Raw genomic sequence first — 14,445 nt, forward strand, 5'->3', positions numbered from 1 at the left:
AAGATGACTTATCGTGTGCGTGTGGGTTGTGTGTATTTGCTCGGATTTTTTATCGACCTGGTGAATATGTTTATCGCCAATGTTGCTTACCCTGAAATTAGTCGTGAGTTTGACTCACCGGTGAATCAACTGGCGTGGATAAGTAACAGCTACATTCTGGCTCTTACGCTTGTCATACCGCTCAGCAGTTGGCTGTCTAAACGTATCGGCATCAAGCGTCTGTTTATGGCTTCCCTGATGATTTTCATTATTGGGAGTTGTGGTGTGGGATTGTCTTCATCGCTATCGCAGTTGATTACCTGGCGAGGGCTGCAGGGGATCGGCGGCGGATTGTTGATTCCACTGGGCCAGACCATGACCTATGCGTTGTATAAAAGTCATGAACGCGCAAGATTATCTTCTGCTGTGATGCTGGTAGCGTTACTGGCACCTGCGCTGTCACCGGCTATCGGCGGGATACTGGTTGAAAGCATCAGCTGGCGTTGGGTATTTTTGGCCAGTGTACCGCTGTCAGTAATCACCCTGATATTGGCAGCATGCTGGCTCAAACCTGACCAACAGAGCGAAAATCACGAGAGTCTGGACGCAGTGGGTTTGATAGGCGGTTGCACAGGATTGACCTTGATACTTCTTGGATTGTCATATCTTGGTGAATCTCAGCACTTCCACCAGGGTGGGCTGATGCTGTTAATAGGCTTAATTATCATGGGCGGTTATGTATGGAATGCCATGAAGAAAACCAATCCACTTCTTAACCTGCGTCTGATGAAGGATCCTCTCTTACTTACCGCAATGCTGATCTACCAATTCATACCGGGTTTATTTATGGGAGTGAGTATGATCGTCATGCTCTATCTGCAAAACCAGCTTGGGATGAATGCCTCATTGGTGGGAGCTATGATGTTGCCATGGTCAATGGCATCGTTCGCGGCGATCACGTTGACCGGCAAAAGCTTTAATATACTTGGGCCACGTCCGCTATTTATCACGGGCTGCCTCGTTCAGGCAACGGGCATGGGCCTGATGGCATTGACAGGACATGGTGCTGATGTGGTGATTTGTGTATTGGCTTTCGCACTGATGGGATTCGGGGGGAGTTTATGCAGCAGCACGGCACAAAGTACAGCTTTCATTCAAATAGCAGATGCTGATCTTGCTGATGCCAGCGCACTTTGGAATATCAATCGTCAACTCAGTTTCTGTCTCGGCATTACCTTGGTCAGTCTTTTATTTAATATTATTACCGACTTCACGCTGCCATTAGGTCAAGCCTATCACTTGTGCTTTATCTTAGTCGCATGCAGCGCTGTTATACCCATAGCATGTTGTTTTCGCATAGCTAACCACGACGTTATTTTCACTTTAAAACAGGAGCAAAAATGAATCGTTATTTTAAGGAAGTAATGGATGCGCACGAGTTGATACAGAATTGGTTGGGAAATGCAGAAGCGCATGACGAAGTTTGTGACAATCTACTCGCTCGTTTTAGTCCGGCATATTCAATGATGACTACGGGAGGTATATTACTCAACTTCACCCAATTAAATAATTTCTTTCGCACTCAGCGTGGTGCACGACCGAACCTTGATATTGAAATTACTGATTTGCAGATTGTTGCTGAGAGTGAAGGTGGAGCAACAGTAACCTATATAGAACGCCAGAAAATTGGCGCTCAGGCTGCCACACTTCGTTTTTCGACAGTCGTGTTTGAAGCAAATCAAGGTGGTAGGGTGATCTGGCGACACTTGCATGAAACATCAATGCCTTAAGGCGAATCCTGGCATCAACTCCGTTCTGAGTTTATGTTAAATATTGTGCCTGGCAGTGTTTAGTTATTTGCAATATATAAGGGCATATCCGATTCTTCTTGCTAGTAATGATGCTAATAAGGTTGCTATGTCTGTATTAAGAATCGTTCATGTACATATCTATGTAAATAATATCGCTGAAGCAGAAGGCTGGTATAAAGATGTACTAGGGTTCATACGCGATGAGTCATTGCTTTTCTGGTTTACTCAGGGCGGACCATTAGTAATAAAAAATAACGAAGCAGCACTTTCGCTAATAGAAATGACTTCCTATGAATATCTTGAGGCCAGTAAAAATATACAGTCCTATTTGATGTCAGGTAAGTTGTAATTGTGAAGCCGTATCACGCCGACGCATACGTTTTCAATAACAGCCCGAATGACGGGAAGGCGGTGAAGTTTTTTGTTCGACATGGTCACCAGCATCAGCGGAGATCTCCCAGAAAAGATGGCAAATGCGCCGTATCTGAGTGACATTATTAAATAGCACTCACAATCCAAGTGCGCATAATCATGATTATGTTAAATGAGGTGTCTCATCGCGCACTCTAGCCACGTCTAAACCCGATATCAACCGTCACCCTTTCAAGTGACGTTTAACGTTAAACACCCGCGTTAAGGCGGCTGGTAATAATCTCAAGGCCAATCTGTTGGCCATATGAAAGTTCAAGCGTGTTGCCATCGGGATCGGCGAAGAATGCCCAATAACCGACGGGAGCGGCTGATTGTTGCGCTGGGCGGCGTAACACACCTTCGCATTCAGCCTGAGCAACCCTGGCATCAATCTCTTCTTTACTGTCACACGCAACGCCTATATGACCAAACGGACCCAGAGGCGTATCCACTGTGGTTTGAGATTGCACCAACACCAACGCAAATGGACGCGTTAAATCAGAAAGCCATGCGACTTTTTGCGCTTCTGCAATGCCTGGTGCCCGCTCATGGATCACCTGCATCCCTGCGTAACGTTGATAGAAATCGATGCTGCGTTCTATATCTCTCACTTGCAGCGCTATGTGGCTAAAACCAATATCGTGCTCTTTCATATTCCAATCCTGTAAAATAAGAAGAATTGGAATATGACATAAAATGTTGATGGCACTTGTTCACGAATGCCTAAAGATGAAGCTCATACACCACGCAAGGCACATCGTAGTGTTGCTCAATCGCTTTGTAGGTCATGCCAAGCCGCTGCATCACCTTTTGCGAAGCGGCATTCTCAGGATCGGCCACCGCAACCAAATATTTAACGCCAACCTGTTCTACCGCAAACTTAACTATCGCCTGCGCGGCTTCGGTGGCAAAACCTTTGCCGTGATAATTGGCATTGAGACGCCAGCCAATTTCCAATGGCGCACCATCCTGATTGGCTAAATGCTGCAGACAGCAAGCACCGACGATTTCGCCAGACTCTTTTTCCCGCATCGCCCACCAGGAAAAACCATATTGCTGCCAGCGCGATTGAACGCGTTCAATACTCGTCAGGGTCTCTTCTGGCGTTTTGACTACGCCATTGCTGATGTAACGCATAATTTCCGGATCGCTTTCCATTGCTCGCAGTCCGTCAAAATGCGCCAGCTCAAAGGGTTCCAGCCGCAGTCGGGTTGTTTCTAATTCCATCATTCCTCCACTTTATGAAGAGCCTACACCAGCGTCATCGCATACGGTGACGCTTCAGAAATATCCAGCTGCTGAGCCAGTTAACTATGTCGGCTATTTTACCCAACAGCAAATGAAACGCGCCAGGCTGATACACCACCCGCTGCCGTTCCTGGCTGTGCATCGCTGCATGTTCTTATTTTTGGTTCACATTTTTTTCAGTGGCAAGCCCGATGCAAGGCTAACGCCCAGCGCGGCCATACGTTCACCCAGCGGTTATATCTCAACAACACTGACATGCCTTTAAATCTGTAATCGCGAATTTGGGAAATTTCGTACAAACCTCCCTTCCCCAGTCCGATATTCATAGCACCGGGATCGCGCTTTAATGCCAGCATAATAAAGATGGGGATAACTATGTTGTCATTAACGCTGATAGACAATAACAAATGGATTACTGAAGGGATTTCGCGTTATTTTTCCGGGAAATTTATTCATGTAAAAAATATAGATAGTGACGATATTGACTCAGCGCTGAGTAAGATCGCAGGAACGGATTTGCTCATCAGTGAATTAACCGCTTATGGCCGCGATGTGCAATTCTTTACCGAATTGTTGCTAAAAGTCCAACGGACTTCGCCAGACACGCGGATTATCGTGCTAACCGATTTGCATGAGAAAGCGGTCATAAGCTATGTGGTCAGTTTGCTGCCAGGTGTTACTTTTCTTTCGAAAAAGTGCAGTCTGAAAGCGCTTTCTGATGCTGTATTAGGTTTACCGTTGGCTACAGAATTTGAGGTGGGTGTTCACCGCACCAAGCAAACCCTTTCAGCGCGGGAGTTCGGCTTATTGCGCATGCTGGGGCAAACCAGCAATCTCACCGATATTGGATACAAACTGCATCTCAGTTGTAAAACCATCAGCCATCATCGGCAGAGTATTATTCGCAAGCTCAACTGCGCCAATAATAAAGAGTTATTCTGCCGGTTAAGCCGGATGGGATATCACAGCAAACCGGTTTGAACAAAGGGGCATGGCATCGAATATTGTGTGATTGCGGTTGCATTTCCGTCAATGATTGCTGGTTAACTGCGCACGCCGAGGCGCAGAATGGAATATATAACCATATATGAATATATATTCAATGACGCAATCATCTGAGGAGAAGGTCAAATGAGTTCCTACACGTATCCGAAATTCGGTGCCGGCTTATGGCACTTCGCCAACTATATTGATCGCTACGCCGTAGATGGTTACGGGCCAGCGCTTAGCACCCTCGATCAGATTAAACTCGCTGGCAGCGTCGAGGACCTTTCCTATGTTGATGTGCCCTATCCCTTCACCGAAGGCGTAACCGTAGCGCAGGTTAAACAAGCGCTCGCCGATGCCGGATTGAAAGCCATTGGCGTGACGCCAGAAATTTATCTGCGCCGCTTTTCACGCGGTGCTTTCACCAATCCCGATGCCGGCATTCGCCAACAGGCGTTTGATTTAATGCATGAAGCCGCCACCGTAGTGCGTGAGCTGGAGGCTAACTACGTGAAAGTCTGGCCGGGTCAGGATGGCTGGGATTATCCGTTCCAGGTCGATCATAAAAATCTGTGGAAGATGGCCGTGGAGGGTATGCGCGAACTGGCGAGCGCCAATCCAGACGTCAAATTTGCTATCGAGTACAAACCGCGTGAACCACGCGTGAAAATGACCTGGGATTCAGCTGCGCGTACGCTGCTCGGCATTGAGGATATTGGACTGGATAACGTAGGCGTGCTGCTCGATTTTGGTCATGCACTGTTTGCCGGTGAATCCCCAGCGGATTCCGCCCAGCTGATTATCGATCGTGGTCGTCTGTTTGGTATGGACGTCAACGACAACCTGCGCGGCTGGGATGACGATTTGGTGGTCGGTACCGTGCACATGACCGAGATTTTTGAGTTCTTCTATGTTCTGAAGATCAATAACTGGGACGGCGTGTGGCAGCTTGATCAATTCCCGTTCCGTGAAGATCATGTTGAAGCCGCCAATCTGTCGATTCGCTTCCTCAAACATATCTATCGCGCGCTGGATAAGCTGGATATCGCCGCGTTGCAGGAAGCGCAGCGTGAGCAAAACCCGCTGAAAGCGCAAAGAATTATTCAAAATGCGTTGCTGACCAGCATAGAACAGTGATTTTACGTCGTGGGTCGTCATTTATGGCGACCTCAAATGCGAACGCCGTACTCGCATTTCACCCCGCCGCCAATGCTCATCCGCACTCTCGCGACCATCAATCAATCGGTTTAACGCTTCGGCGATCAGCAGATCAATACGTTGGCTAAAGGTGGTGAGTTGGCAGCCTGGCGCGCTGGCTTCTTCAATATCATCGAATCCCACCACCGCAATCCTTGGCCTGGTCGGGGCGGCGCGCATCGCTTCCATCGCGCCGAGCGCCAGCACATCGTTTTCACAGAACAGCGCATCAATTGCGGGCGCATCCGGTTGATGCAGATAATCGCTCATCGCTTGCCAGCTGCGTGCACGATCGTAGCTGCCGGCTTTAAGCAGCACATCAATTTGACAGCCCGCTTGTTGCAGCGTCGCTTCAAATCCCTCTTTGCGCAGCAGATGTGACGTTGGTGTATCCGGACCTTGCATAAAACCAAACCGTTGCGCGCCCTGCGCCAGCAACAGCTCGGCGATTTGCTTGCCGGCGGCATAACCATCAATCGCCACCACATCGATGCCCTGCGCATGCGTATTGCGGCACAGCTGCACCAGCGGAATGTTGTACATATCCTCCACCAGCGTAATCAGCTGCGCCGATAACACCGTACCGAGAAACAAAATGCCGTCGATCTGCAATTGATCCGCCTGCGTCATTACCGATCGATACGGCTCGCCGTCGGTGATGTTGAGGATCAACGCCATATAGCCGCGACGTTGTAGCTGCTGCGTAGCTTCATTGAGAATCATCAGCGTATGCGGATTTTTCAGCTCGTCGATCACCACGCCAATAATATGCGTCTTCTTTTTTACCAGACTGCGCGCCAGCAAATTGGGCCGATATCCCAGCTCTTTAGCGATGCGCATCACCTTCTCGCGCGCCTTCTCAGAGATTGAAGCGCCAGGCATAAACGCGCGCGATACCGTCCATTTCGATACGCCGGCAAGAAGTGCTACATCGCTGGCCGTGGCTTTTTTTACTGTTCTGGTCATCGGCTCCCTTCCGCAAATTACCTGACAAAAAGCGAGCATAGAGCGATTCCTCATGTAAGCAAGAGGCGATTTTTGCAAACTTTGCACCCGATTGCATTTTTGTAATGCACTCGGGTGCAAATCGTGATGATTTTGTGATCGTGGTGATGAAATCGCTTTTTGCTGCGTTGACTATTTTTCAACCGTGCCAGAGAGTGAATGCAGCACATCGCGTTGTCCGTCTGAACATGATGTCAATCAGCGGAACTCATCCCGTTGATTTTGCACCCGGATGCAAAATAATAGAAACCTCCCCTACAGAGATAAAAAAATGAAATTATTCAAAGTAGTAATGCTTATCTGCGGTTTGCTCAGTATGTTCACTGCCCAGGCGAAAACCTACATGGTTGGCGTCGCTCTGGCTAATCTCGATCTCAATTTTGTTTCCATCTTACGAAGCCAGATGGAAAAGCAGCTTAAAGACAAAGGGCTTAACAGCCAGTTTGCCGATGCTAAAGGCGATGTATCTCTGCAAATCCAGCAGGTGGATGATTTCATCAATCAGGGCGCAGACGCGATCATCATCAACCCGGTGGATACGCAAGGCGTAATGCCGGTGATCGCCGCCGCGCAAAAAGCCAATATCCCGCTGATCTTCGTGAACCGTAAACCCGAAGTGAAACTGACCGGCAAAATGGCTTACGTCGGTTCAGATTCGGCGTTAAGCGGCAAGATGGAGATCGAAGCCTTAGCCAAACGTCTGGATAACAAAGGAAATATCGCCATTCTGATGGGCGCCCTCTCCACCGAAGAAGCACGTCAGCGCACCAAAGCGGTTGAAGATTATGTGAAGGATCATCCCGGCCTGAAAGTGATCCAGAAACAGAGCGCCAACTGGCAGCGCAACGAAGCGGTCGATAAAACCCTGTCATGGTTGCAGGATGGGAATGATATCAACGCCATCATCGCTAACAACGATGAAATGGCGATCGGGGCGATTATGGCGCTCGATCAGTTGAAGAAAAACAATGTGTTAGTCGCCGGCATCGACGGCACGCCGGATGGTTTGCAGTTTATTAAGAACGGCAAAATGGCGGTGACGATCTTCCAGGATGCGAAAGGCCAGGCGACCGGTGCAGTCGATGTGGCTTACGACATGCTGAGCGGTAAAAAGACCGAAGCCTACAACTGGGTGCCATACCAGACGGTGACCAAAGAAAATTATCAGGAATTCACCAGTAAAAATCAGAAGTAACGCCGCTCTTGTTGGGTCGCCGATCATTCATGGCGACCTGCTTATGACCAATGCCTTTAAAGCAACGCAAAGTGCGAATTTTGTTGCTTCCATTGCACTATTAACTCGCTATGTTGGGGTTAAAAATGGAGGTCAACATGTTCAAACCGTCTTCGCCCTGGTGGTGGGATCTCTCAACCCGGGAATTCAGTGAACTTGATATGGCGAATATCGTCGCCGTGCTGCCGATTGGCGCAGTTGAACAACATGGCCCGCATCTGCCGGTGCGTGTGGATGCGGCGATCAACGCCGGCATTATTCAACGCGCGGTGGAATTATTGCCCGACGATCTTCCTTTGCTGGTGCTGCCCGCGCTGCCGATGGGTAAATCGGATGAACATCTTGCCTATCCCGGCACCCTTTCACTGCCGTATGACGTGTTAGGCAAAGTGTGGTTCGAAGTCGCGAAAAGCGCCTGGCGCGCCGGAATTCGCAAGCTGATTTTCTGGAACTCGCACGGCGGACAGCCGCAGCTGATGGAGATCGTCTGTCGCCAGCTGCGCATCGAACTGGGCATGTTTGCCGTCAGCGCCAGCTGGTTCCGTACCATTGATGCATCGGATCTCTACAGCGCGCATGAACTTAATCACGGCATTCACGGCGGTGAATCAGAAACCAGCATGATGCTGCATTTGCACCCTGAACTGGTGCAGATGCAGCACGCCGCTCATTTCGTTTCCACTTCGGTGGCGCTTGAAGCGACCGGCGGTATTTTAACGCCGGAAGGCGGCATTGGTTTTGGCTGGATGGCGCAGGATCTGCATCTGTCTGGTGCTACCGGCAACGCCGCAGCGGCGGATGCTGAGCGCGGTGCGATTGCCACCGATCGTGCTGCACATGCGCTGCTGAAGCTGGCACGCGAAGTGAACGATTTCGATATTCATTTCCTGACCGATCGCACCGCATTCTCGTAGGGTCGCCATGTAAGGTGACCAAGTGCGCATTAATGCGCACCCTACGATTAACGCAATTCCGACATCATTCCTTTAATGGTTTCGGCGAACACGCTACCAATCGCGCTGGTACCACGATCGTGGCCGATCAACATCAGCGTTTGCGTGTGCTGGGCCAGTTCGCGCACCGGAATATAGATCAACCGGCCGCTGCGCTGGTCAGATTCAATATCAATCGGTGTGAGAAACGTGAGGGTTTGATCCATCATCGCCGACTGGCGCATCACCTCGATCGAATTGGTTTCAATAACTGGCTGCATATTGATCGAGGCACGCGCGAACACTTCATTTAGGTAAGGCCGAATCACCATCGATTTGTCGGCAATCACCACCGGATACGGCAAGCAATCACTCAAACGTAAACTGGATTTCTCCGCCAGCGGGTGCCCCGCGCCCACCACCGCGCCCAATCGCACCGGCACGCTGGCAATGTTGCGATGTACCGGCTGCAGGTCGAAATCAAATCCAATCCCCAAATCGGCCTCGCCACTTGCCACCGCGTTAGTGATGTTCTCGCCGGTGGTGAGTTGTTGCAGCAGCAATTTCACCCGCGGATTGGCGCGGCGAAACTCCGCTGCCACGCGCGGAATCAGGTTCGCCGCTAATCCACTCATCATCGCCACCGTCACTTCGCCGCGCCGCAGTCCTTTCAGCTCTTCGATTTTCATCTGCGCGATTTCAATCTCTTTAAAGCTCTGCCGCACATGATGAATCAGCGCTTCACCGGCGGCGGTAAGAATCATTTTACGCGGCAACCGCTGAAACAGCGGCGTGCCCAGCTCCTCTTCCAGCGCAATCAGCTGGCGGTTAATCGCCGACGCCGAAATGTGTAGCCGTTCAGCCGCTTTGCGAATCGAACCGCTGCGCGCCACCTGATCGATATACACAAACAAACGATGTTGCAGCATATTCCCCCTGCGTTGCCTTTTAGGCATCGGTAAGTACTAAAAATGATGCTTTTAAGATAATGCTCTTCCGGTGATTAATACATCAAAACCACACCAGGAGAACACATGATGGCAGACGTATCCCGCAGAAAGTTTGCGCAGTTAGTGGCTGGCGCGCTGTTATTACCCGCGCTGGCACCGATGTTGTCGCGCAAAGCGATGGCGGCGAATAACACCATAAAAATCGCCCTGCTGTTGCCCGGCTCGGTTGCCGATGGCGGCTGGAGTTCGCTGGCGTATGCCGGATTGCAGAGCCTGCAAAAAGCCGGTTTCAGCGTGGCGCACAGCGAAAGCGTGTCGCAGGCGCAGATGGATCAAACCATTCGTGGCTACGCCGATGAGGGTTACACGCTGATCATTGGCCACAGCTTTGAATACGGCTCGGCGTTTGCCGAAATCGCGCCGGAATATCCTGACACCTACTTCTTCGCGTCCACCTTCAAGCCAGTCGAAAAATCACCGGACAACGTGGAATACGTTAACCTCGCCTATCTGCAAGGCGCCTATGCCGCCGGTGCGCTGGCGGCGCTGATCTCCGAAAAAGGCAAAGCGGTTGGCTTTGTCGGCGGCGGCGATAATCCCACGCAGCAGGCAATGATGCGCGCCTTTATTCAGGCCGCTGAGAAAACCCGTCCGGGCATCAAAGGCATGGGCGTGGTGACCGGCGATTACGACAACGCCGCCAAAGGCCGTGAAGCTGCCACCACCATGATTGGCAACGGCGCGGATGTGATTTGGCATGCCGCAGACGTCACCGGCCTCGGCGCGATGCAAGGCGCGGCAGCGGCGAAAGTCAAAGCTATCGGCTGCTATGTCGATCAGCGTGATGTCGCGCCAGATTATGTTGCCTGCAGCTTCCGCCAGAACCTCGACTGGATGGTGGAACAGGTTGGCGAGTCGGTGGCGAATAAAACCTTTAAAGGCGGCGACGAATGGCACCCCACCGTTGGCAAAGCCTGGTCGGTGGTCAATGGCAGCGAACACTACAACGCCAAACTGGTGAGTGCCAGCGCATGGGCTAGCTTCCAGCAGATCTGGCAGCAGCTTGATAGCGGCGCGCTGAAGCCAGTGGTTTAACCATCATGACAGCAACAGCAAATATCCGCGTCGCGCTGAAAAACATCACCAAACGCTTTGCGCGCGTGGTGGCCAATGATGACGTGTCGCTCAGCATTAAAGCCGGCGAAATCCACGCGCTGCTAGGGGAAAACGGCGCGGGAAAAAGCACGCTGATGCAAATCCTTTACGGCCTGTATCAGGCCGATGAAGGCAGCATTGAGGTGGATGGCCAGGCGCAGCGTTTTCGCGATCCCAGCGATGCTATCGCCTGCGGCATTGGCATGGTGCATCAGGAATTCATGCTGGTGCAGCCGATGAGCGTGGTGGAAAACGTGGTGCTGGGATTGAAAGAAGGCGCTAGCGACGTACTTGATCTGCGCGCGGCGGCGGCGCGTTTGCAGGCGCTGTCGGATAAACACGGGCTGGCGATCGATCCCTGGGCGAAAGTGCAGCATTTGCCGATTGGCGTGCAGCAACGTGTGGAGATCCTCAAGCTGTTGTACCGTGATGCGCAGGTGCTGATTCTCGACGAACCGACGGCGGTGCTGACGCCGCAGGAGAAAGCCGGCCTGTTCGCTACCCTGAAATCACTGTGCGCAGAAGGCCGTTCGGTAGTGATTGTCACTCACAAACTGTATGAAATCATGGCGATTGCCCATCACGTTTCGGTGATGCGCGGCGGCAAAATGATGGATTCAGTGGATATTAAAGACACTTCGGAGCGCGATCTGGCACGCCGCATGGTTGGGCGCGATGTGGTGCTGCGCGTCGAAAAAACGCCGTGCCAGCCGGGCAAAACCGTGTTGCAGGTGGATAGCATTGCGGTGCGTGATGCCAGCGGCCAGCAGAAAATCTGGCGCGTGTCGCTCAACGTCGCCGCTGGCGAAATCCTCGGCATTGCCGGTGTGGAAGGCAACGGTCAATCGGAGCTGGCGGAAGCGCTCCTTAACCTGCGTGAACTGGAAGCCGGTCGCATTCTGCTGAATGGCGAAGACATCAGCGACGATTCCCCCGCTACGCGCCGCCATAAAGGCATCAGTTTTATTCCGGCAGATCGGCGTGGCGTCGGTTCGGTGACCGATTTATCGATTACTGATAACGCCATGCTTGGCCGCCAGCGCACCTTTACCCGCGCGGGCGGCTGGCTGCTGGATCGCCAGCGCATTAGCCAGCATGCGCGCGACATCATCGCCCGCTTTGCGGTACGCACGCCGGATGCCGATTTCGAAGCCGGAAAACTCTCCGGCGGTAACCTGCAAAAGTTGATTCTCGGGCGCGAAGTCGCCAGCAATCCCTGCTTATTAGTGGTTGAACAGCCTACGCGCGGGCTGGATGTCGGCGCGATTGAGAGCGTGTGGCAGGGTTTGATGGCGGCGCGCGATCGCGGCTGCGCCATTCTGATGATCTCCGCCGAGCTGGAGGAGATCATCAATCTCTCCGATCGCATCGCGGTGATGTACAGCGGCCAGATTGCCGGAGAAATGGACGCCGCCGACGCCACGCCAGAACGCCTCGGCGAACTGATGGCGGGCGCGCACCTGAAAAAAACCGGAGGCAACCATGAAGAAGCTGCTTGAGCGACGTCTGGCGCCCGCCGAATCCAGCGGCGCGCTAGTGTTAACCAGTTTTTGCGGCATCCTTGCCGCTTTCATCATTGCCGGTTTGCTGTTTATCCCGTTTGGCGGCAATCCGCTCTCGGCTTATGGCTTCCTGTTTGATGCCGCTTTTTGCTCGCTGCGCAGCTTTGGTCTCAGCCTGGTGCAATCCACGCCGCTGATGCTGATCGCGCTGGCAACCATCGTGGTGTGGCGCGCCGGGCTCGGTTATATCGGCTTCGAAGGCTGTTTTCTGCTGGGTGCCACGGCGGCCAGCTGGATCGCGCTGTCGGGTACGCCGCAGGGCTTTCCGTGGACGATTCCCGCGCTGCTCTACTGGCCGATGGTGCTGATTGCCGCCTTCCTTGCGGGCGCGCTTTGGGCCGGTTGGGTTGGCGCGTTACGGGTAAAATTTGGCGGCAACGATGTGCTGATTTCGCTGATGGCCAACTATGTGGCGCTGTTCATGGTGCAGTATCTGGTTTCCGGCCCAATGCGCGCGCCGGGCGATCTGCCGCAGACGCCACGTTTGCCGGTGGAGAGCTGGCTGCCGTTTGTGATGAACGGCATGCGCGCACATTGGGGCATCGCCATCGCGCTAGTCGCCACGCTGTTTGTCTTCTGGCTGATGCGTGCCACGCCCGCCGGTTTCGAAATCAAAATTGCCGGGCTGAATCCGCGCGCGGCGCGCTACAGCGGCGTGGATGTCAATCGCCGCCACATGGGCGCGGTGCTGCTCGGCGGAGGATTGGCGGCGCTGGCGGGATTGTGCGCGGTATTAGGCGTGCAACATCGCCTGATGGAAGGCATTTCCGGCGGCGTCGGCTTTATCGGCGTGGTGGTGGCTTTGCTGGCACGCCTCAATCCGCTGCTGGTGATCCCGACCGCCATTCTCTACGGCGGGCTGGAAGTGGGCGGTAGCGCCATGCAGCGCCAAACTGGCTTGCCCACATCGGTGGTGCTGATTCTGCAAAGTCTTGTGGTGCTACTGATTCTGGCGGGCGATCTGCTGCGCTATTACCGCATCAACCTGCCCGGCGGGCGTAAATCGCGCAGCCATCTGGCGGAGGAACACTCATGAATCTGTGGATGAATCTCGATACCGCCTTTTTCGTCAGCTGGCTAGCCGCCGCGGTGCGCCTTGCCGGTCCGGTATTACTGGCGGCGCTGGGCGAGATCTATGCCGAACGCTCCGGCGTACTGAATATCGGTATTGAAGGCACTATTCTGCTCGGCGCGCTTTCCAGCTACATGATGGCGGTGGAGAGCGGATCGACCGCGCTGGGCTTTATCGCCGGTGGCGTCGGCGGACTGCTGGTTGGCTGCGTGCTGGCGGCGCTCTACCTGCGCGCCCATGCCAGCCAGATTGTGGTGGGCATCGTCTTCAATATATTGGCAGCGGGATTAGCCACCTGGATTTACGCGCTGGTGATGGGCAATGCATCCTCACCTACCATCCCAATGCTCGAACCCTGGCATGTGCCGCTGCTCTCTTCGCTGCCTTTTATTGGCCCGATTCTGTTCCAGCAGCCGCTGCCGCTCTATCTCACTTTGCTGCTGGCGGTGCTGGCGCACTTTGGTCTGTTTCACACCCGCTTCGGCCTGTCGCTGCGTGCGGTGGGCGAAAACCCGCGCGCGGCACATGCCGCCGGGCTCAACGTGTTGAAGATTCGCACGTGGGGCGTGCTGTTCTCCTGCGTGGGCGCTGGATTGGCGGGCAGCTATCTGGTCACGGCGCAGATCGGCCTGTTCCGCGACAACATCGTCAGTGGACAAGGTTTTATCGCGCTGGCGATTGTCATCTTTGGACGCTGGAGCCCGCTTAAAGCGCTGGTCGCCGCTTTTATCTTTGGCGCCGCAGATGCCCTGCAACTCTCGCTACAGCTGTTTGAAAACACGCTGCCGCCGCAGGTGCTGCTGGCGCTGCCTTACTTGCTCACCATTCTGGCGATGTCCGGCGTGGTGGGACGCACATTGCAACCCGGCGCATTAACGCAGCCTTATCGAAAGGAATAAATT

15 protein-coding genes are annotated in these 14,445 nt (G+C 53.1%); 11 read left to right on the forward strand and 4 right to left on the reverse strand.

The window, feature by feature from the left end; translation table 11 throughout:
• Nucleotides 1-3 precede the first annotated feature (3 nt).
• The 3 genes from DEU53_RS09915 to DEU53_RS09925 are packed head-to-tail and all read left to right on the forward strand — an operon-like array spanning nt 4 to nt 2,139.
• On the forward strand, nt 4-1,383 hold the full coding sequence (locus DEU53_RS09915; protein WP_110866902.1) for an MFS transporter: 1,380 nt from the start codon (nt 4-6) through the stop codon (nt 1,381-1,383).
• Nucleotides 1,380-1,769 carry a DUF4440 domain-containing protein gene (locus tag DEU53_RS09920; RefSeq protein WP_110866903.1) on the forward strand — a complete coding sequence of 130 codons (390 nt, stop codon included), beginning with the start codon at nt 1,380-1,382 and terminating at the stop codon, nt 1,767-1,769. Before DEU53_RS09915 ends, DEU53_RS09920 begins: the two co-directional genes overlap by 4 nt.
• Nucleotides 1,770-1,824: 55 nt before the next feature.
• Nucleotides 1,825-2,139, forward strand: a complete 315-nt coding sequence (locus tag DEU53_RS09925) for a VOC family protein (protein WP_233501709.1) — start codon at nt 1,825-1,827, stop codon at nt 2,137-2,139.
• Nucleotides 2,140-2,410: 271 nt separating this feature from the next.
• Here DEU53_RS09925 and DEU53_RS09930 read toward each other — a convergent pair whose 3' ends face one another.
• Together DEU53_RS09930 and DEU53_RS09935 are read right to left on the reverse strand one after the other, a co-directional pair.
• A complete protein-coding gene (locus DEU53_RS09930; protein ID WP_101761492.1) occupies nt 2,411-2,854 on the reverse strand; it encodes a VOC family protein in 444 nt (147 codons plus the stop codon).
• A 70-nt stretch (nt 2,855-2,924) separates the two neighbouring features.
• A complete protein-coding gene (locus DEU53_RS09935) occupies nt 2,925-3,428 on the reverse strand; it encodes a GNAT family N-acetyltransferase (protein ID WP_110866905.1) in 504 nt (167 codons plus the stop codon).
• A gap of 396 nt (nt 3,429-3,824) precedes the next feature.
• Here DEU53_RS09935 and DEU53_RS09945 point away from each other — a divergent pair, with 396 nt between their 5' ends.
• Both DEU53_RS09945 and DEU53_RS09950 read left to right on the forward strand, forming a co-directional pair.
• Nucleotides 3,825-4,430, forward strand: coding sequence for a response regulator transcription factor (locus DEU53_RS09945; protein ID WP_158527633.1), 606 nt, complete (start codon nt 3,825-3,827; stop codon nt 4,428-4,430).
• Between the two features lie 150 nt (nt 4,431-4,580).
• The gene (locus tag DEU53_RS09950) at nt 4,581-5,573 is read left to right on the forward strand and encodes a sugar phosphate isomerase/epimerase (RefSeq protein ID WP_110866907.1); all 993 of its coding nucleotides are present in this window, start codon (nt 4,581-4,583) and stop codon (nt 5,571-5,573) included.
• Between the two features lie 21 nt (nt 5,574-5,594).
• On the opposite strand, the gene DEU53_RS09955 is transcribed toward DEU53_RS09950, so the two are convergent.
• Nucleotides 5,595-6,599 (reverse strand): LacI family DNA-binding transcriptional regulator, encoded by a 1,005-nt coding sequence (locus DEU53_RS09955; protein WP_110866908.1) that lies wholly within the window; start codon nt 6,597-6,599, stop codon nt 5,595-5,597.
• Between the two features lie 310 nt (nt 6,600-6,909).
• Here DEU53_RS09955 and DEU53_RS09960 point away from each other — a divergent pair, with 310 nt between their 5' ends.
• Both DEU53_RS09960 and DEU53_RS09965 read left to right on the forward strand, forming a co-directional pair.
• On the forward strand, nt 6,910-7,833 hold the full coding sequence (locus tag DEU53_RS09960) for a substrate-binding domain-containing protein (RefSeq protein ID WP_110866909.1): 924 nt from the start codon (nt 6,910-6,912) through the stop codon (nt 7,831-7,833).
• Nucleotides 7,834-7,970: 137 nt separating this feature from the next.
• Nucleotides 7,971-8,786, forward strand: coding sequence for a creatininase family protein (locus DEU53_RS09965; RefSeq protein WP_110866910.1), 816 nt, complete (start codon nt 7,971-7,973; stop codon nt 8,784-8,786).
• A gap of 47 nt (nt 8,787-8,833) precedes the next feature.
• On the opposite strand, the gene DEU53_RS09970 is transcribed toward DEU53_RS09965, so the two are convergent.
• The gene (locus DEU53_RS09970) at nt 8,834-9,733 is read right to left on the reverse strand and encodes a LysR family transcriptional regulator (protein WP_101761485.1); all 900 of its coding nucleotides are present in this window, start codon (nt 9,731-9,733) and stop codon (nt 8,834-8,836) included.
• A gap of 105 nt (nt 9,734-9,838) precedes the next feature.
• Between DEU53_RS09970 and DEU53_RS09975 the strand changes: the two genes are divergently transcribed.
• Genes DEU53_RS09975 through DEU53_RS09990 form a run of 4 tightly spaced genes read left to right on the forward strand, consistent with a single transcriptional unit; the run spans nt 9,839 to nt 14,442 of the window.
• On the forward strand, nt 9,839-10,849 hold the full coding sequence (locus DEU53_RS09975; RefSeq protein ID WP_110866911.1) for a BMP family protein: 1,011 nt from the start codon (nt 9,839-9,841) through the stop codon (nt 10,847-10,849).
• 5 nt (nt 10,850-10,854) lie between these two features.
• Nucleotides 10,855-12,408 carry an ABC transporter ATP-binding protein gene (locus DEU53_RS09980; RefSeq protein WP_110866912.1) on the forward strand — a complete coding sequence of 518 codons (1,554 nt, stop codon included), beginning with the start codon at nt 10,855-10,857 and terminating at the stop codon, nt 12,406-12,408.
• Complete coding sequence (locus DEU53_RS09985; protein ID WP_110866913.1) at nt 12,392-13,507, forward strand: ABC transporter permease; 1,116 nt, start codon at nt 12,392-12,394, stop codon at nt 13,505-13,507. The genes DEU53_RS09980 and DEU53_RS09985 overlap by 17 nt, the downstream gene beginning before the upstream one ends.
• On the forward strand, nt 13,504-14,442 hold the full coding sequence (locus tag DEU53_RS09990; RefSeq protein ID WP_081112569.1) for an ABC transporter permease: 939 nt from the start codon (nt 13,504-13,506) through the stop codon (nt 14,440-14,442). Before DEU53_RS09985 ends, DEU53_RS09990 begins: the two co-directional genes overlap by 4 nt.
• The last annotated feature ends 3 nt before the right edge of the window (nt 14,443-14,445 follow it).

This window comes from Pantoea sp. AG1095, assembly GCF_003208415.1.
Taxonomy (GTDB): domain Bacteria; phylum Pseudomonadota; class Gammaproteobacteria; order Enterobacterales; family Enterobacteriaceae; genus Pantoea; species Pantoea leporis.

Excerpts from the sequence above, each read along its gene's own strand:
- DEU53_RS09965 (WP_110866910.1), top strand. The coding sequence starts at position 7,971 with ATGTTCAAACCGTCTTCGCCCTGGTGGTGGGATCTCTCAACCCGGGAA.
- DEU53_RS09920 (WP_110866903.1), top strand. The coding sequence starts at position 1,380 with ATGAATCGTTATTTTAAGGAAGTAATGGATGCGCACGAGTTGATACAG.
- DEU53_RS09970 (WP_101761485.1), bottom strand. The coding sequence starts at position 9,733 with ATGCTGCAACATCGTTTGTTTGTGTATATCGATCAGGTGGCGCGCAGC.
- DEU53_RS09930 (WP_101761492.1), bottom strand. The coding sequence starts at position 2,854 with ATGAAAGAGCACGATATTGGTTTTAGCCACATAGCGCTGCAAGTGAGA.
- DEU53_RS09980 (WP_110866912.1), top strand. The coding sequence starts at position 10,855 with ATGACAGCAACAGCAAATATCCGCGTCGCGCTGAAAAACATCACCAAA.
- DEU53_RS09955 (WP_110866908.1), bottom strand. The coding sequence starts at position 6,599 with ATGACCAGAACAGTAAAAAAAGCCACGGCCAGCGATGTAGCACTTCTT.
- DEU53_RS09960 (WP_110866909.1), top strand. The coding sequence starts at position 6,910 with ATGAAATTATTCAAAGTAGTAATGCTTATCTGCGGTTTGCTCAGTATG.
- DEU53_RS09945 (WP_158527633.1), top strand. The coding sequence starts at position 3,825 with ATGTTGTCATTAACGCTGATAGACAATAACAAATGGATTACTGAAGGG.
- DEU53_RS09950 (WP_110866907.1), top strand. The coding sequence starts at position 4,581 with ATGAGTTCCTACACGTATCCGAAATTCGGTGCCGGCTTATGGCACTTC.
- DEU53_RS09975 (WP_110866911.1), top strand. The coding sequence starts at position 9,839 with ATGATGGCAGACGTATCCCGCAGAAAGTTTGCGCAGTTAGTGGCTGGC.
- DEU53_RS09935 (WP_110866905.1), bottom strand. The coding sequence starts at position 3,428 with ATGGAATTAGAAACAACCCGACTGCGGCTGGAACCCTTTGAGCTGGCG.
- DEU53_RS09915 (WP_110866902.1), top strand. The coding sequence starts at position 4 with ATGACTTATCGTGTGCGTGTGGGTTGTGTGTATTTGCTCGGATTTTTT.
- DEU53_RS09990 (WP_081112569.1), top strand. The coding sequence starts at position 13,504 with ATGAATCTGTGGATGAATCTCGATACCGCCTTTTTCGTCAGCTGGCTA.
- DEU53_RS09985 (WP_110866913.1), top strand. The coding sequence starts at position 12,392 with ATGAAGAAGCTGCTTGAGCGACGTCTGGCGCCCGCCGAATCCAGCGGC.